We start from the raw sequence: 15,204 nt of genomic DNA, 5'->3' as shown, positions 1-15,204 counted from the left end.
GTGGTTCTCAGTCCTCGTCAGGAGAGGGCGTCGGAGGCGGGCAGGCCCTGCAGGAACGGGTTGCCCGCGCGTTCGCGCCCGATGGTGGTGGTCGGTCCGTGGCCCGGCAGCACGACGACGTCGTCGTCCATCGGCAGCACCTCGGTGCTCAGCGACTCGAGCATCCGTCCGTGGTCGCCGCCGGGCAGATCGGTGCGCCCGATGGCGCCGGCGAAGAGGGTGTCGCCGGACAGCAGCAGCCGTCCCCCCTCCTCGGTCTCGACGCCGAACAGCACCGACCCGCCGGTATGGCCTGGCGTGTGCGTGACCTCGAAGCGCAGCCCGGCCAGCTCCAGCACGTCGCCACCGGCGATCTCGCGGACGTCGGTGGGCGCCTCGAAGGCCACCCCGTCGCCGAACAGCTGCCGGCCGGCCGGGCCGAGCGCGGCACCGGGATCGGTGAGCATGAACCGGTCCGCCGGGTGGATGTGGGCCGGGACGCCGTGCTCCGCGCAGATCTCACCGGCGCAGAAGACGTGGTCGAAGTGCCCGTGGGTGAGCAGCACCGCGGCCGGGGTCAGGCGGTGCTGGCCCAGCTGGGTGCGCAGCGGCTCGGCGGCGTCCTGGCCCGGGTCCACCACGACGCAGGGTTCGCCCTCCCCGCGCGCGAGCACGTAGCAGTTCGCCTGCAGCGGTCCTACCGGGAACCCGAGGACAAGCACGAAGAGCGACCTTTCGTTGCGGCGACACCCGATGGCGCGGGTCGGTCGGCCTCCAGATTATCGTCCCGGCCGCGCGCGCCTCCCGGGCTCTCAGGAAGCGCCGCCGGGACACCCCATAAACTCCCCGAACAACATCAGGTTCACCGATTCCGGGGAGGGAGCAGGTGCCCAGCAACGAGCAACGTCGCCAGGCGGCCAAGCGGAAGCTCGAACGCCAGATGGAGCGCCGGGAAGCGCAGGCCAAGCGGCGCCGGACGATCACCATCGGCGCGACGATCGTGGTGGTCATCGCGGTCGTGGCGGGTGTCTTCTACATCACCCGCACCGGTGACGACACCGCCCAGCAGGAGGTGCCGCAGGCGCAGCCGGGCATCGAGATCCCCACCGAGCTCGCGCCGCCGCCGAAGCGGCCGACGCCACTGGCGGACCCGGTCTCCTGCGAGTACCGGCCCGACGGCAAGCAGCCCAGCAAGCCGGTGCAGCCACCCGCCAACGGCGAGGTGCCGTCCCAGGGCACCGTGCAGGCCACCATCAAGACCAACCAGGGCGCGATCCCGCTGACCCTGGACCGGTCGCTGGCGCCGTGCACCGTGAACAGCTTCATCAACCTGGCCGAGCAGGGCTTCTACGACGGCACGTCCTGCCACCGGATCGGTACCTCCGGCCTGCAGATGCTGCAGTGCGGTGACCCGTCCGGTTCGGGCAGCGGCGGTCCGGGCTACGCCTTCGACGACGAGACCTTCCCGGAGCTGCAGTACGGGCGCGGCTACCTGGCGATGGCCAACGCCGGGCCGAACACCAACGGCAGCCAGTTCTTCATGGTCTTCGGCGAGGCGCCGCTGTCCCCGGACTACACCGTGTTCGGCACGATCTCCGAGGACGGCCTGAAGGTCATCGACGACGTCGCCCGCGCCGGTGACGACGGTGCGTACGAGCCGTCGCCGGGTGGTGGCAAGCCGAACAAGCCGGTCAACTTCGAGAAGGTCGAGGTCCAGGCCTGACCTGTTCCGCAGGGGCGTCGCCTTCGGGCGGCGCCCTTTCGCGTGCCCGGGGCACGCGGTACCCATCGAGGTGATCTCACCAGAACCCGCACTCAACCGAGTCGACCACCGGATCAACCACAGTTTCAACTGAAACTGTAGTCGAGGGTGACGGGACCACAGTTTCAACTGAAACTGTAGCCATGGGTGACGAGCCCGCAGTTTCAATTGAAACCTCGAACGTGAGTGGGGGACGGGCGCAGTTTCAATTGAAACTGCGCGCCTTCGGCGTGGCGCGGGGGTCGGCACGCCGGTGGTGCGTCGGGAGCCGTGGACTTCAGCGAGGTCGCTCATCGGGGTTGGACGTGCGATCTCCACCGGGATCGCGCAGGTCACCGCGGCGTCGACAGGCGTCAGGTGGCGGAGGTGACGCGGTAGACGTCGTAAACGCCCTCGATGTTGCGGACCGCCTTGAGGACGTGGCCCAGGTGCTTGGGGTCGCCCATCTCGAACGAGAAGCGGCTCACCGCCACCCGGTCCTTCGAGGTCGTCACCGAGGCCGACAGGATGTTCACCCGCTCGTCGGCCAGCACCTTGGTGACGTCGGAGAGCAGGCGGTGCCGGTCCAGGGCCTCCACCTGGATCGCGACCAGGAACACCGAGGACGCCGACGGCGCCCAGTACACGTCGACCAGGCGCTCCGGCGTCCGGCGCAGGTCGTCGGCGTTGGTGCAGTCCGTGCGGTGCACGCTGACCCAACCACCGCGGGTCACGAAGCCCAGGATCTCGTCGCCGGGCACCGGTGTGCAGCAGCGGGCCAGCTTCGCCCACACGTCACCGGCGCCCTTGACCACCACGCCCGAGTCGCCGCTGCTGCGCCGCTTGCCGCGCAGTGTCGACGGCGTCGACCGCTCCGCGATCTCGTCCGCCGCCTGCTCCGGGCCACCGATGAACTGCACCAGCCGCTGCACCAGGTGCTGCGCGGAGAGCTGCTTCTCGCCCACCGCCGCGTACAGCGCCGTGACGTCGACGTAGTGCAGTTCGCGGGCCACCGCGCCCAGGGTCTCGGCGGACACCAGCCGCTGCACCGGCAGGCCGAGGCGGCGGATCTCCTTGGCGATCAGCTCCTTGCCGGACTCGATCGCCTCCTCGCGGCGCTCCTTGGCGAACCACTGCTTGATCTTGGCCTTGGCCCGCGGCGAGGCCACGAACGACAGCCAGTCCCGGCTTGGCCCCGAGCCCTCCGCCTTGGAGGTGAAGATCTCGACGACCTCGCCGTTCTCCAGCTTGCGCTCCAGGGCCACCAACCGGCCGTTGACGCGCGCGCCGATGCAGCGGTGCCCGACCTCGGTGTGCACCGCGTAGGCGAAGTCCACCGGCGTCGACCCCGACGGCAGCGTGATCACGTCGCCCTTCGGGGTGAAGACGAAGATCTCCCGGGTCGCCAGGTCGTAGCGCAGCGACTCCAGGAACTCGCCCGGGTCGGCGGCCTCCCGCTGCCAGTCGAGCAGTTGCCGCATCCACGCCATCTCGTCGACCTCGACGGCCGACTTGCCGCCGCTGCCGTTGCGGCCCTTGGTCTCCTTGTACCGCCAGTGCGCCGCGATGCCGTACTCGGCGGTGCGGTGCATCTCGTGGGTGCGGATCTGCACCTCCAGCGGCTTGCCCTCGGGGCCGATCACCGTGGTGTGCAGCGACTGGTAGACGCCGAAGCGGGGCTGGGCGATGTAGTCCTTGAAGCGGCCCGGCATCGGCTGCCACAGCGCGTGCACCACGCCCATCGCCGCGTAGCAGTCGCGGACCTCGTCGACCAGGATCCGCACACCCACCAGGTCGTGGATGTCGTCGAAGTCGCGACCTCGGACGATCATCTTCTGGTGGATCGAGTAGTAGTGCTTGGGGCGGCCCTCGACCTTCGCGGCCAGCCGCGCGGTGTCGAGCTGGCGGGACAGCTCGTCGATCACCGTGCGCAGGTAGGTGTCGCGGGACGGGGCCCGGTTGGCGACCAAGCGCACGATCTCGTCGTACTTCTTCGGCTGCAGGATGGCGAAGGCCAGGTCCTCCAGCTCCCACTTGATGGTGGCCATGCCCAGCCGGTGCGCCAGCGGGGCGAGCACCTCGAGGGTCTCGCGGGCCTTGCGGGCCTGCTTCTCCGGCGGCAGGAAGCGCATGGTGCGCATGTTGTGCAGCCGGTCGGCCAGCTTGATCACCAGCACCCGCGGGTCGCGGGCCATCGCGATGATCATCTTGCGGATGGTCTCGGCCTCCGCCGCCGCGCCCAGCTTGACCTTGTCCAGCTTGGTGACGCCGTCGACCAGGTGCGACACCTCGTCGCCGAAGTCACCGCCGAGCTTGTCCAGCGAGTAGTCGGTGTCCTCGACGGTGTCGTGCAGCAGGCCCGCCACCAGCGTGGTGGTGTCCATGCCGAGCTCGGCGAGGATGGTCGCGACCGCCAGCGGGTGCGTGATGTAGGGGTCGCCGGACTTGCGCTTCTGGGTGCGGTGCTTGGCCTCGGCGACGTCGTAGGCGCGCTGCAGCAACCCCAGGTCGGCCTGCGGGTGCAGCTCGCGGTGCACCACGGCCAACGGCTCGAGCACCTGCTTGACCTGGGCCGCCCGCTGCGCGGTGATCTTCCTGGCCAGCCTGGCGCGGACGCGACGGGTCGCCGACGCCGGTCGCCCGGCAACCGCGTCGGCTGCCGATGCTGGAGATTCGACGTGATGGCTCACCGCTCGCTCCCGGGATCAGGTGGTGCGTTCCCAGGTCCGGGGACCCGGACACTGAGAATAACGCCATCGGGGCTACGGACCTTCCCTGGTGCGGTTGTGATACGCCCAGCGGTCACCTGGCGCAGTCGATCGACGACGCGACTTCACCCCGACTGATCACCGGAGCAGGTGGCATCAGGCGGGCATCCAGGGGAATCGCTGCTGCGGTGATCCCCTGGTGTTGCGCTCCACCACCACGTCGGGTACTGGACGGTCCCCACCGGGTCAGGCCCGCAAGAGCGCCCGGACCTGCTCACCCGCGACCTTGTCCCGGCCCGCCAGGCCGGTGAGTTCCAGCACCACCGCCGCGGCGGCGACCTCAGCACCGGCCTGCCGCACCAGTCGGCAGGCCGCGCCCAGGGTGCCGCCGGTGGCGAGCACGTCGTCCACGATCAGCACGCGCTGCCCCGCCGCGAGCGTGTCCGCGGGCAGCTCCAGGGTCGCCTGGCCGTACTCCAGGGTGTAGCTCACGCGGTCGGCGACCACCGGCAGCTTGCCGGGCTTGCGCAGCCCGACCACGCCGGTGCCGTGGGCCTGCGCGACCGCGGCCCCCACCAGGAACCCGCGCGCCTCGACCCCGGCAACCACGTCGAACTGGCAACCCCGGCCCAGCGCCGACACCACGGCGTGCAGGCCGGCGCCGTCAGCCAGCACCGGGCTGATGTCGCGGAACAGCACACCCGGCTCGGGGAAGTCCGGCACCTCGCGGATCAGCTCCGCCGCGCGGCGCAGCGCCAGGTCGGAGGTGTCGGTGACCTGGACCGTCGACTGCCCCGTCATCGGCGCCGCTTCCCGGTGGGCCGCCCGGACTTGCCCGCCGGACGGCTCGGCCGCCGCGACGTGCCCGCGCCCGCGCTGACCGGCTGCTTCGGCGCCTCCTCCGGCACCTCTTCCCCGGCCGCCTTGGCCGCGGCGCGCTGGCGGCGCGCCTCGACCTTGGCCGCGTGCTCGCGGTACTTCGGCTCGCGCATCTTGAGGTCCACCAGCAGCGGCGTGGCCAGCAGGATCGACGAGATCACGCCGGCGAGCATGCCGATCAGCTGGACCAGCGCCAGGTCGCGGAGCATGCCGACGCCAAGCATCCCGGCACCGACCACCAGCAGCCCAGCCACCGGCAGCAGCGCGATGACCGAGGTGTTGATGGAGCGCATCAGCGTCTGGTTGACCGCCAGGTTCGCCGCCTCCGGGTAGCTGCGGCGGGTCAGCCCGAGCAGGCCGCGGGTGTTCTCCTTGACCTTGTCGAAGACCACCACGGTGTCGTAGAGCGAGAAGCCGAGGATGGTCAGCAGGCCGATCACGGTGCTGGGGGTGACCTCGAAGCCGGTGAGCGAGTAGATGCCCGCGGTCACCACGACGTCGTGCAGCAGCGCGACCAGCGCCGCCACCGCCATCCACTTCTCGAAGTAGAACGCCAGGAAGACGGTGACCAGCACCAGGAAGACCCCGAGCGCGATCAGTGCCTGCTGGGTGATCTCACCGCCCCAGGTGCCGCTGACCGCGCTGTCGCTGATCACCTGCTCGCTCGGCTGGCCCTGCGCGTCCAGCGGCTGCAGCTCGGTGAACAGCGACTGCTTGACCGCGTTCACCTGCTCGGCGTCGAGCGACTCGGTGCGGATCTGGATGGTCTGGTTGCCGCCGGAGCCGACGACCTGCACGGTCTCGGCCCGGTGCCCCACCGCCTCCTGGAACGCGTCCTGGACCTGGTCGACCTGGATTGGGCCCTGCGCACCGACCGCGGGCAGCTGCAGCTTGGTGCCGCCCTCGAAGTCGATGCCGAGGTTGAAGCCCTTGAACCCGATCGAGCCGAGGCACACCAGCACCAGCAGGCCCAGCGCGACGTACCACCGGACGCGCTTGCCGACGATGTCGAAGGCCCCGGTCCCGACGTAGAGGCGGTGGAAGACGCTCTCGCGGCGGGTGCCCTCGGTACCTGGAGTCGTCACCTTCACGCCTCCTTGGCGGTGGTCGCGGCGGCCTTGCGGGCGGCTCGGTTCTGGTTGCCGAGGCGTTGCACCGCCCCCAGGCCGGAGACCGACGGCTTGGACAGGAACTTGCTCTTGGAGGCCAGCGCCACCAGCGGGTGGGTGACGAGGAAGACCACCACGAGGTCCAGCACGGTGGACATGCCCAGGGTGAACGCGAAGCCCTTCACCTGGCCGACGGCCAGCACGTAGAGCACCGCGGCGGCCAGGAAGCTGACCGCGTCAGCGGACAGGATGGTGCGCCGCGCCCGCGTCCAGGACCGCGGCACGGCCGACCGGAACGTGCGGCCCTCGCGGATCTCGTCCTTGAGCCGTTCGAAGAACACGATGAACGAGTCGGCGGTGATGCCGATGGCGATGATGAAACCGGCGACGCCGGCCAGGTCGAGGGTGAACCCGATCCAGCGGCCCAGCAGGACCAGCACCGCGTAGACCACGCCGCCGGAGAGCACCAGCGACAGGATGGTCAGGATGCCCAGCAGCCGGTAGTAGGCCAGGCAGTACAGCGCCACCAGGATCAGGCCGATGCCACCGGCGAGCAGGCCCGCCTCCAGGGAGGCCACGCCGAGCGTCGCGGAGACCGTCTCGGCCTCGGACTGGTCGAAGGCCAGCGGCAGCGAACCGTACTTGAGGATGTTCGCCAGGTCGGTCGCGCTCTGCTGGTTGAACTGGCCGTTGATCTGCGCGTTGCCGCCGAGCAGCGCGGCCTGGATTCGCGGGGCGGAGACGACCTCGCTGTCCAGCACGAACGCGGCCTTCTGGCCGACGTTGGCGGAGGTGAAGTCGGCCCAGGTCTTGGCGCCTTCGCTCTTGAAGTCCAGCGACACCGTCCAGCCCGGCTGGCCGTTCTGCGGGCTCGGCGGCACCGCCTGCGCGTTGGCGATCTCGCGGCCCGGCAGGAACGACGGCTCCAGCACGTACTTGAACTCGCCCTCGCGGTCGCAGGTGACCAGCGGCAGCTTCGGGTCGTCGTTGCCGCGCAGCGGGTCGTCGGCCGAGCAGTCCAGCGCCTGCAGCGCCTGCATCTGCACGTTCGGGTCCGTGCTCTGCCTGGTGCGCTTGGCCTCTTCGATCTCGCGCTGCTGGTCACCGGTCTGCTGCTGGTGCGCGGCCTGCGGCGTGGTGCCCGCGGGCGGCGTCTGCGCGGGGACCTCGCCGGTGACCTTGCGGAACCTCAGCTCCGCGGTCTGGCCCAGCTGCTTGGCCTCCTCGCTGCCCTCGCCGGGCACCGTGATGACCAGGTTGCTGCCGTCCCGGGTGACCTCGGAGCCGCTCACGCCCATGCCGTTGACGCGGGTCTCGATGATCTGACGGGCCTGGTTGAGCGACTCGGTGGTGGGTGGTTGGCCGTCCAGGGTGCGCGCGGTGAGCGTCACCCGGGTCCCGCCCTGGAGGTCGATCCCGAGCTTCGGGTACGGCTTGCCGTCACCGGTGAAGAACACCAGCGAGTACAGGGCAGCCACGATCAGCGTGAAGATCGCGAGATAACGCCCTGGGCGGATCTGCCCGGCCGGAGGTGCCACGGCGTTCGTTCTCCTGTCCGGTCTGGAAGCGGTGGTGTTGCGCGGGCGCGCACCCGGCGGAACCTCGGCCGCTCCCTCGGGACACCGACAGCGGTGGTCCCCCGAGAGAACGCCTGAGCACCCGCGGGTGGTTCGGTGCCCCGCCCGGGAGGCGGTGCACCACGATTCAGTTTGACAGGCCCGGCGCGGCCCTCACCGCACCGGGTGGCGACGGTGCGTCGATCAGCGATCACGCACGGACGCGGGCCCGGAAGCGCTGTCCGGTGCCCGCGTCGCTACCTGGTGGGCGACCCGCGCCGGACCCGGTGCGGTCCCCACCCGTCGTCAGTTGGTCTTCTGCTGCTCGATCGGCTCGGCGACCTCGGCCTTCGACTCGGTCTCGGCGGGCGCCTCGGCCGGGGTCTCGTCCTTGACCTCCGCGGCGGCCGGGGCCTCCTCGGTGACGACCTTCTCGCGGACCGCCTGGCGCACCCAGGTGGTGGTCATGCCCGGGGCCAGCTCCAGGTCGATGGTGTCGTCGCTGGTGGCCACGACGGTGCCGAACACACCGGAGGTGGTCATCACCCGGTCGCCGGGGGCGATCGAGTTCTGCAGCTTCTGCTGCTCCGCCATCGCGCGCTTCTGCTTGCGCGCCTGCAGGAACAGCGGCACCGCCAGCAGGACGATCAGCAGCGGGAGGATCAGGGAGTTGATGTCCATCGTGCTCCGTTCAGCGGACGCTTCGGGGCCCAGCCCTCGCAGTACTGCGCCCGAATTGTTCGGATGTTCAAGCCCCAGTGTGCCAGGTCAACTCAGGTCGACGGGCTCTCCCGCTGGGTCGGGAAGGCCACCGCGGCCCGCCGGGGCGGGTCCGCGTCTGCCGTGCCGCGCACGACCCGTCCGATCGGCACCGAACGAGACGTGAGGAGGATAACGCCGCGCGGTCGAGGCGAACGAGCGCCCCGGTCGCTGGCACCGGCGCTCCTGGTCCGGTCTTCTGTTGTGCAGGCGGGTCCGCCGCGCCCACCTGGCCGGATCGGCACAGGTGCGGCGGCGGCAGGCCGCCACCCGTACCGCAACGAAGAGCTCCGGCCACGGGTTCCCGGCACACGCTATCGGCGTTTCATCACCATCAGGTCACTCGTCGAAGAGCGCTGGTTGCGGGCTGCCCGGCGCGTGCTGCGGCGGGGTGAGGCCCAAGTGGTGCCAGGCCGCCGCGGTCGCGACCCGGCCGCGCGGCGTGCGGGCCAGCAGCCCGGCGCGCACCAGGTACGGCTCGCAGACCTCCTCCACCGTGCTCGACTCCTCGCCCACCGCGACCGCCAGCGTGGAGATGCCCACCGGTCCGCCGTGGAAGGAGTTGATCAGCGCGCTCAGCACCGCCCGGTCCAGCCGGTCCAGGCCGAGCTCGTCGACGTCGTAGACCTCCAGCGCGGCTTGCGCGACCTCGCGGGTGACCGCGCCGTCGGCGCGCACCTCGGCGAAGTCGCGGACCCGGCGCAGCAGCCGGTTGGCGATGCGCGGCGTGCCGCGCGAGCGCCCGGCGATCTCCACCGCGCCGTCGTCGCGCAGGTCCACGCCCAGGATCCCCGCCGAGCGGCGCACCACCAGCTCCAGCTCCTCCGGGGAGTAGAACTCCATGTGCGCGGTGAAGCCGAACCGGTCGCGCAGCGGGCCGGTCAGCGCGCCGGACCTGGTGGTGGCCCCGACCAGCGTGAACGGTGCGAGTTCCAGCGGGATGCTGGTGGCGCCGGGCCCCTTGCCGACGACGATGTCCACCCGGTAGTCCTCCATCGCCAGGTAGAGCATCTCCTCGGCGGGGCGGGCGATCCGGTGGATCTCGTCGATGAACAGCACGTCGCCCTCGGCGAGGTTGGACAGCATCGCCGCCAGGTCGCCGGGCCGCTCCAGCGCCGGGCCGGAGGTGACCCGGATCGAGGAGCCCAGCTCGGTGGCGATGATCATTGACAGGCTGGTCTTGCCCAGCCCGGGTGGGCCGGAGAACAGCACGTGGTCCGGCTGGTCGCCGCGCTTGAGCGCGCCGTGCAGCACCAGCTCCAGCTGCTCGCGTACCCGCGCCTGGCCGACGAACTCGCTGAGCTTGCGCGGCCGCAGCGACATCTCGACGTCCTGGTCGGCCGGGTCCTGGTGCGCGGCCAGCGAGACGCCGTCGCCGGACCAGTCGGCCTCGTCCTGGTGCATGGAGCCAGTCTCCTCGTGCGTGTCCTCGAACCCGGTTCCGTCCTTCGACGCGGTGACCGCGCTCAGCGGCCCCCGCGGTCCCGCAGCCACCCCGCGGGGCGCGTCGGCCTCACTTCGGGCCGAGGGTGGCCAGCGCCTTGCGCAGCACCGCCGAGGTGTCCAGGTCGCCGTTGCCCGCCGCCAGCACCGCCTCGACGCTCTGCTCGGCCTGCTTGGCCGAGAAGCCCAGGCCCACCAGCGCCTCGGAGACCTCCGAGCGGACCCGGCCGCGGTCCACCGCGGCGGCTGGCCCGGCCACGCCGGCCCCGGCCACCACGCCGACCTTGTCGCGCAGCTCCAGGATCAGCCGCTCGGCGCTCTTCTTGCCGATGCCGGGGACCTGGGTGAGCACCGTGAGGTTGCCGTCGGCCAGGGCGTGGCTGAGCTGGTCGGGCGAAAGCACCGCCAGCGCGGCCAGCGCGAGCCGCGGGCCGACCCCGGAGGCCGTCTGCAGCAACACGAACAGGTCGCGGGACTCCGCGTCGGCGAAGCCGTAGAGGGTCAGCGAGTCCTCGCGGACGATCAGCGACGTCCACAGCCGGGACTCCTCGCCGCGCCGCAGCCCGGCCAGCGTCGCCGGGGTGGCGTGCACCGCCATGCCCACGCCGCCGACTTCGATCACGGCGTGGTCCAGTCCGATGGACAGCACCGGACCTCGCACCGTGGAGATCATCGGTTCAACTCCTCCTCACGCCGGAAGGCCGGTCATCGTCTTCGCCGCTCAGCCCGGCGGGCGCCGGGGCCCGGCCACCGCTCAGCACCGTTGCGCACATCGCGTCAACCGCCCGCACCGCGTCCTCCGGTGGTCTTCGCCGCCGCCTTGATCCGGGCCCGGTGGTTGCGGGCCAGCTCGGCGGCCCTGGCCTCCGCCTGGGCCAGCCGGTTGGCCATCGGTGCCCGCCACAGGTGGCAGACGGCCAGCGCCAGGGCGTCGGCGGCGTCGGCCGGCTTGGGCGCGGCGGCCAGCCCCAGGATCTTGGTGATCATGGTGGTGACCTGCTTCTTGTCCGCCCGGCCGGAGCCGCTGATGGCGGCCTTGACCTCGCTGGGCGTGTGGAAGGCGACCGGCAGGCCGCGTCGCGCGGCCAGCAGCGCCACCACCCCGGAGACCTGCGCGGTACCCATCACGGTGCGCACGTTGTGCTGGCTGAACACCCGCTCGATGGCCACCACCTCGGGCTGGTGCCGGTCCAGCCACCGCTCGACCTCGTCGGCGACCGCGCGCAGCCGGGACGGCAGCTCGTCCTCCGGCGGGGTGCGCGCCACCCCGACGGCGACGGGCGTGACCGACCGCCCCCGTCCCCCGTCGACCACGCCGAGCCCGCAGCGGGTCAGTCCGGGGTCGACTCCCAGCACGCGCACGACGCCACCTGCCCCAAATCGACCTGAACACTCGTTCGAGACCCTATCGAACCGATGTGGTCCCCGCCCGCACCGACACGCGCACGCATCAGTCGACCGGGTGAACTCAGGGGCCGTCGGTGCCGGGGGTCCAGCTCTCGGGCAGACCGCTGTCGGTCAGCACCGGCTGGTACTCGCGGAACCCGCCGGGCGCGTCCGGCTGCCACGGGAACTTCCCGCCCTCCGGGCTTGAGGCGATCAGCTGCACCGCGGGGAAGTCCGGTCCGTTGTAGACCAGGAACGCGCTGCCCAGGTACTCCGGGTAGTGCTGCGGGGCGACCTTCTCGAAGGTCACCGGGCAGCCCTTCAGGAAGCCGTCGTAGAGCCGACCGGGCACGAACCGCTCGCCCTGGCCCACCCGCTGCACGTAGGTGTTCACCACCGCGTTCGCGACCTCGTCCGGCAACCCGATCACCACCACCTCGGGCTTGCCGAAGCGCCGCCAAGCGCCGACCGAGAAGGCGTACTGCGCGCCGCGCTCGTCGCCCGCCACGTGCATCACCGCTGCGCCGTGCTTCTCAGCGGTGTTGACCATCCACCGGCGCAGTTCCTCATCCGTGTCGACCACGATCGCCATTGTGCCTGCGAACCGCACCGGTCCCACCAGCGCCCACCGGCCGCACCAGGCGCAACACCCCGACCGCGCTGCGTCAACGGCACCCGGGGCGGCAACGACGACGGCCGGTCCCGAGCGGGTCGGGACCGGCCGCGCGCACGCCCGGGGAGGTCAGCCGACCTCCGCCATGACCTCGTCGCTCACGTCGAAGTTCGCGTAGACGTTCTGCACGTCGTCGCAGTCCTCCAGCGCGTCGATCAGCTTGAAGATCTTGCGCGCCGCGTCGGCGTCGAGCTCGACGTTCACCGAGGCCAGGAAGTTGGTCTCGGCCGAGTCGTACTCGATCTCCGCGCCCTGCAGCGCCTTGCGCACCTCGACCAGGTCGGTCGGGTCGGTGAGGACCTCGTAGCTCTCGCCCAGGTCGTTGATCTCCTCGGCACCGGCCTCCAGCACCGCCGAGAGCACGTCGTCCTCGCTCAGCCCGTTCTTCGGCAGCAGCACGACGCCCTTGCGGTTGAACAGGTACGACACCGAACCCGCGTCGGCCATCGAGCCGCCGTTGCGGGTCATCGCGGTGCGCACCTCACCGGCGGCCCGGTTCCGGTTGTCGGTCAGGCACTCCACCAGCACCGCCACACCGTTGGGTCCGTAACCCTCGTACATGATCGTCTGCCAGTCGGCGCCACCGGCTTCCTCACCGGCCCCGCGCTTGCGGGCGCGCTCGATGTTGTCCATCGGCACGGAGTTCTTGCGCGCCTTCTGGATGGCGTCGTAGAGGGTCGGGTTGCCATCGGGGTCGCCCCCGCCGGTGCGGGCGGCAACCTCGACGTTCTTGATCAGCTTCGCGAAGAGCTTGCCGCGCTTGGCGTCGAGGGCGGCCTTCTTGTGCTTGGTGGTGGCCCACTTCGAGTGGCCGCTCATCTCTCCTCCGTCTTTCTGCGCCTGCGCCGCGTCAGTCCTGCCGCGCGCGGACGACCTGTACGAAATAGCGGTGCACGCGTTCGTCACCGCCGACCAGCTCCGGGTGGAAAGCGGTGGCGAGCACCGGTCCCTGCTGAACCGCGACGATCCTACCGACGTCCGCCGGGCCGTCCGTGCCATCCGGGTCGTCCGCGACCGCGGCCAGCACCTCGACCTCCGCGCCCACCTTCTCCACCCAGGGTGCCCGGATGAACACCGCGTGCACCGGAGGGCCCGGGATCCCGGCGAAGTCCAGGTCGGTCTCGAAGGAGTCGACCTGGCGCCCGAAGGCGTTGCGCCGCACCACCACGTCCAGCGCGCCCAGCGGCCGGACCGCGGGCAGCTCCGGGTCCTGGTCCACGACCTCCCGGGAAAGCATGATCATCCCGGCGCACGAGCCGTAGGCGGGCAACCCGGCGGCGAGCCGCTCGCGCAGCGGCTCGTACAGCTCGAAGGTGTCGAGCAGGCGGGTCATCGTGGTGGACTCGCCGCCCGGCAGCACGATCCCGTGCACCGCGGCGAGCTCTTCGGCGCGGCGCACCGGGCGGGCGTCAGCTCCGCAGCGCTCGAGCGCGGCCAGGTGCTCGGCCACGCCGCCCTGCAGCGCCAGGACGCCGATCACGGGGTTCGTCACGCCTCCGATTGTCCTGCACGCTGCTCCACGGCTGAAGACCGGGACCTGCTGACCAGCCGCCAGCCGACGAGCAGCGCGATCACCACGACCGGCACCGCGTAGCACGAGGCGCGCACCGCCAGCTCGTCGGAGAAGGCGGCCAGCACCACGATGAGCAGCAGGAACGCCAGGACGATCCAGTTGGTCCATGGCGAGCCGGGCATCCGGTAGGACGGCCGGGTCAGCTCGCCCAGCTCGGCGCGCCTGCGCAGCCGGGCCTGGGCGATGAGCACTGCCGCCCAGGTCGCGATGACGCCCAGCGAGGCGATCGAGGTGGCGATGTCGAAGGCGTCCTTGGGGACCACGTAGTTGAGCAGCACGCCGATCAGGAACACCGCCCCGGTGAACAGCACCGCGCCGAAGGGCGCGTGCCGGGCGTTCATCCGCTTGGTGAAGGCGGGGGCCTCGCCGCGCTGGCCCAGCGAGCGCAGGATGCGGCCGGTCGCGTACAGCCCGGAGTTGCAGCTGGACAGGGCGGCGGTGAGCACCACGAAGTTCATGACGTCCCCGGCCCACGGGATGCCGATGCTGGAGAAGACCGTCACGAACGGGCTCTGCTCACCGCCGTAGGAGGTCCACGGCAGCACCATCGCCAGCAGCAGCACCGAGCCGATGTAGAAGATCGCGATCCGCCACACCACGCCGTTGATGGCGCGCGGCATGACCTTCGCGGGGTCCTTGGTCTCGCCCGCGGCGATCCCGGCCATCTCCATCGAGGCGTAGGCGAACATGACGCCCTGCATGCTCATCAGCACCACGGGCAGGCCGTTGGGGGTGAAGCCGCCGTGGTCGACGAGGTTGTGCGGACCGGCCGTGGTGCCGCCGACCTCGGCGCCGGTGAGCACCAGGCCCAGGCCGACGAACAGGAAGGTCACGATGGCCAGCACCTTGATCACCGCGAACCAGAACTCCAGCTCGCCGAACAGCTTGACCGACAGCAGGTTCACCGCCAGCAGCACGCCCAGGCAGACCAGCGCGGTCACCCACTGCGGGAAGTCCGGGAACCACTTGCCGATGTAGATCCCGGCCGCGGTGATCTCGGCGATGCCGGAGCCCGCCCAGTTCAGGAAGTACAGCCAGCCCGCGGCGAACCCGGCCCACGGCCCGATGAACTCGCGGGAGTACTCCACGAAGCTGCCCGCCACCGGCCGGTGCAGCACGAGCTCGCCGAGCGCGCGCATCACGAAGAACGCCGCGATGCCGCACAGCGCGTAGGAGACCACCAGGGCGGGGCCGCTCTGCGCCATCCGGCCGCCAGCGCCGAGGAACAGCCCGACGCCGATGGCCCCACCCATCGCGATCATCTGGACGTGCCGGTTGCTGAGCCCCTTCGCGTACCCCTCCTCGCGGGTGGGGGTGTCGGGTGCGCTGACCATGGGGTGCGGTCCTCCCGTGGCGGAGCCGGGGTCGTCCGGCTTGGTGCTTTCACCCCGGCGCGTG

At 71.1% G+C, this 15,204-nt stretch carries 14 protein-coding genes; 1 reads left to right on the top strand and 13 read right to left on the bottom strand.

The features are described 5' to 3' along the window. Positions 1 to 17: 17 nt before the first annotated feature. Positions 18 to 701 (bottom strand): MBL fold metallo-hydrolase, encoded by a 684-nt coding sequence (locus ABT324_RS11905; protein ID WP_351175279.1) that lies wholly within the window; start codon positions 699 to 701, stop codon positions 18 to 20. 164 nt (positions 702 to 865) lie between these two features. On the opposite strand from ABT324_RS11905, the gene ABT324_RS11900 reads away from it, so the two are divergent. After that, positions 866 to 1,702: a peptidylprolyl isomerase gene (locus ABT324_RS11900; protein WP_351175277.1), complete on the top strand. Its 837-nt coding sequence runs from the start codon at positions 866 to 868 to the stop codon at positions 1,700 to 1,702. Positions 1,703 to 2,094: 392 nt separating this feature from the next. Here ABT324_RS11900 and ABT324_RS11895 read toward each other — a convergent pair whose 3' ends face one another. The 12 genes from ABT324_RS11895 to ABT324_RS11840 form a co-directional block, all read right to left on the bottom strand. Further along, positions 2,095 to 4,410, bottom strand: coding sequence for a RelA/SpoT family protein (locus tag ABT324_RS11895; protein ID WP_351175275.1), 2,316 nt, complete (start codon positions 4,408 to 4,410; stop codon positions 2,095 to 2,097). Positions 4,411 to 4,674: 264 nt separating this feature from the next. Beyond that, on the bottom strand, positions 4,675 to 5,229 hold the full coding sequence (locus ABT324_RS11890; protein ID WP_351175273.1) for an adenine phosphoribosyltransferase: 555 nt from the start codon (positions 5,227 to 5,229) through the stop codon (positions 4,675 to 4,677). Further along, positions 5,226 to 6,398 (bottom strand): protein translocase subunit SecF, encoded by a 1,173-nt coding sequence (gene secF / locus ABT324_RS11885; protein ID WP_351175271.1) that lies wholly within the window; start codon positions 6,396 to 6,398, stop codon positions 5,226 to 5,228. The genes ABT324_RS11890 and secF overlap by 4 nt, the downstream gene beginning before the upstream one ends. Further along, positions 6,395 to 7,954 carry a protein translocase subunit SecD gene (gene secD / locus ABT324_RS11880; protein WP_351175269.1) on the bottom strand — a complete coding sequence of 520 codons (1,560 nt, stop codon included), beginning with the start codon at positions 7,952 to 7,954 and terminating at the stop codon, positions 6,395 to 6,397. Before secD ends, secF begins: the two co-directional genes overlap by 4 nt. A 324-nt stretch (positions 7,955 to 8,278) precedes the next feature. Continuing rightward, a complete protein-coding gene (gene yajC, locus ABT324_RS11875) occupies positions 8,279 to 8,653 on the bottom strand; it encodes a preprotein translocase subunit YajC (protein WP_351175267.1) in 375 nt (124 codons plus the stop codon). 417 nt (positions 8,654 to 9,070) lie between these two features. Next, on the bottom strand, positions 9,071 to 10,135 hold the full coding sequence (ruvB, locus tag ABT324_RS11870) for a Holliday junction branch migration DNA helicase RuvB (RefSeq protein ID WP_351175265.1): 1,065 nt from the start codon (positions 10,133 to 10,135) through the stop codon (positions 9,071 to 9,073). A 109-nt stretch (positions 10,136 to 10,244) separates the two neighbouring features. Beyond that, positions 10,245 to 10,847 carry a Holliday junction branch migration protein RuvA gene (gene ruvA, locus ABT324_RS11865; RefSeq protein ID WP_351175263.1) on the bottom strand — a complete coding sequence of 201 codons (603 nt, stop codon included), beginning with the start codon at positions 10,845 to 10,847 and terminating at the stop codon, positions 10,245 to 10,247. 104 nt (positions 10,848 to 10,951) lie between these two features. Next, on the bottom strand, positions 10,952 to 11,536 hold the full coding sequence (gene ruvC, locus ABT324_RS11860; RefSeq protein WP_351175261.1) for a crossover junction endodeoxyribonuclease RuvC: 585 nt from the start codon (positions 11,534 to 11,536) through the stop codon (positions 10,952 to 10,954). A 106-nt stretch (positions 11,537 to 11,642) separates the two neighbouring features. Continuing rightward, a complete protein-coding gene (locus tag ABT324_RS11855; protein ID WP_351175259.1) occupies positions 11,643 to 12,152 on the bottom strand; it encodes a DUF4262 domain-containing protein in 510 nt (169 codons plus the stop codon). A gap of 150 nt (positions 12,153 to 12,302) precedes the next feature. After that, the gene (locus tag ABT324_RS11850) at positions 12,303 to 13,052 is read right to left on the bottom strand and encodes a YebC/PmpR family DNA-binding transcriptional regulator (RefSeq protein ID WP_351175257.1); all 750 of its coding nucleotides are present in this window, start codon (positions 13,050 to 13,052) and stop codon (positions 12,303 to 12,305) included. A gap of 31 nt (positions 13,053 to 13,083) precedes the next feature. After that, on the bottom strand, positions 13,084 to 13,725 hold the full coding sequence (gene pdxT, locus ABT324_RS11845; RefSeq protein ID WP_351175255.1) for a pyridoxal 5'-phosphate synthase glutaminase subunit PdxT: 642 nt from the start codon (positions 13,723 to 13,725) through the stop codon (positions 13,084 to 13,086). Beyond that, positions 13,722 to 15,140 carry an amino acid permease gene (locus tag ABT324_RS11840; RefSeq protein ID WP_351175253.1) on the bottom strand — a complete coding sequence of 473 codons (1,419 nt, stop codon included), beginning with the start codon at positions 15,138 to 15,140 and terminating at the stop codon, positions 13,722 to 13,724. The genes pdxT and ABT324_RS11840 overlap by 4 nt, the downstream gene beginning before the upstream one ends. Between the last annotated feature and the right edge of the window lie 64 nt (positions 15,141 to 15,204).

This window comes from Saccharopolyspora sp. NPDC000359, from assembly GCF_040300525.1.
Lineage (GTDB): Bacteria > Actinomycetota > Actinomycetes > Mycobacteriales > Pseudonocardiaceae > Saccharopolyspora.
This window is presented reverse-complemented; position numbering and strand designations above follow the sequence as displayed.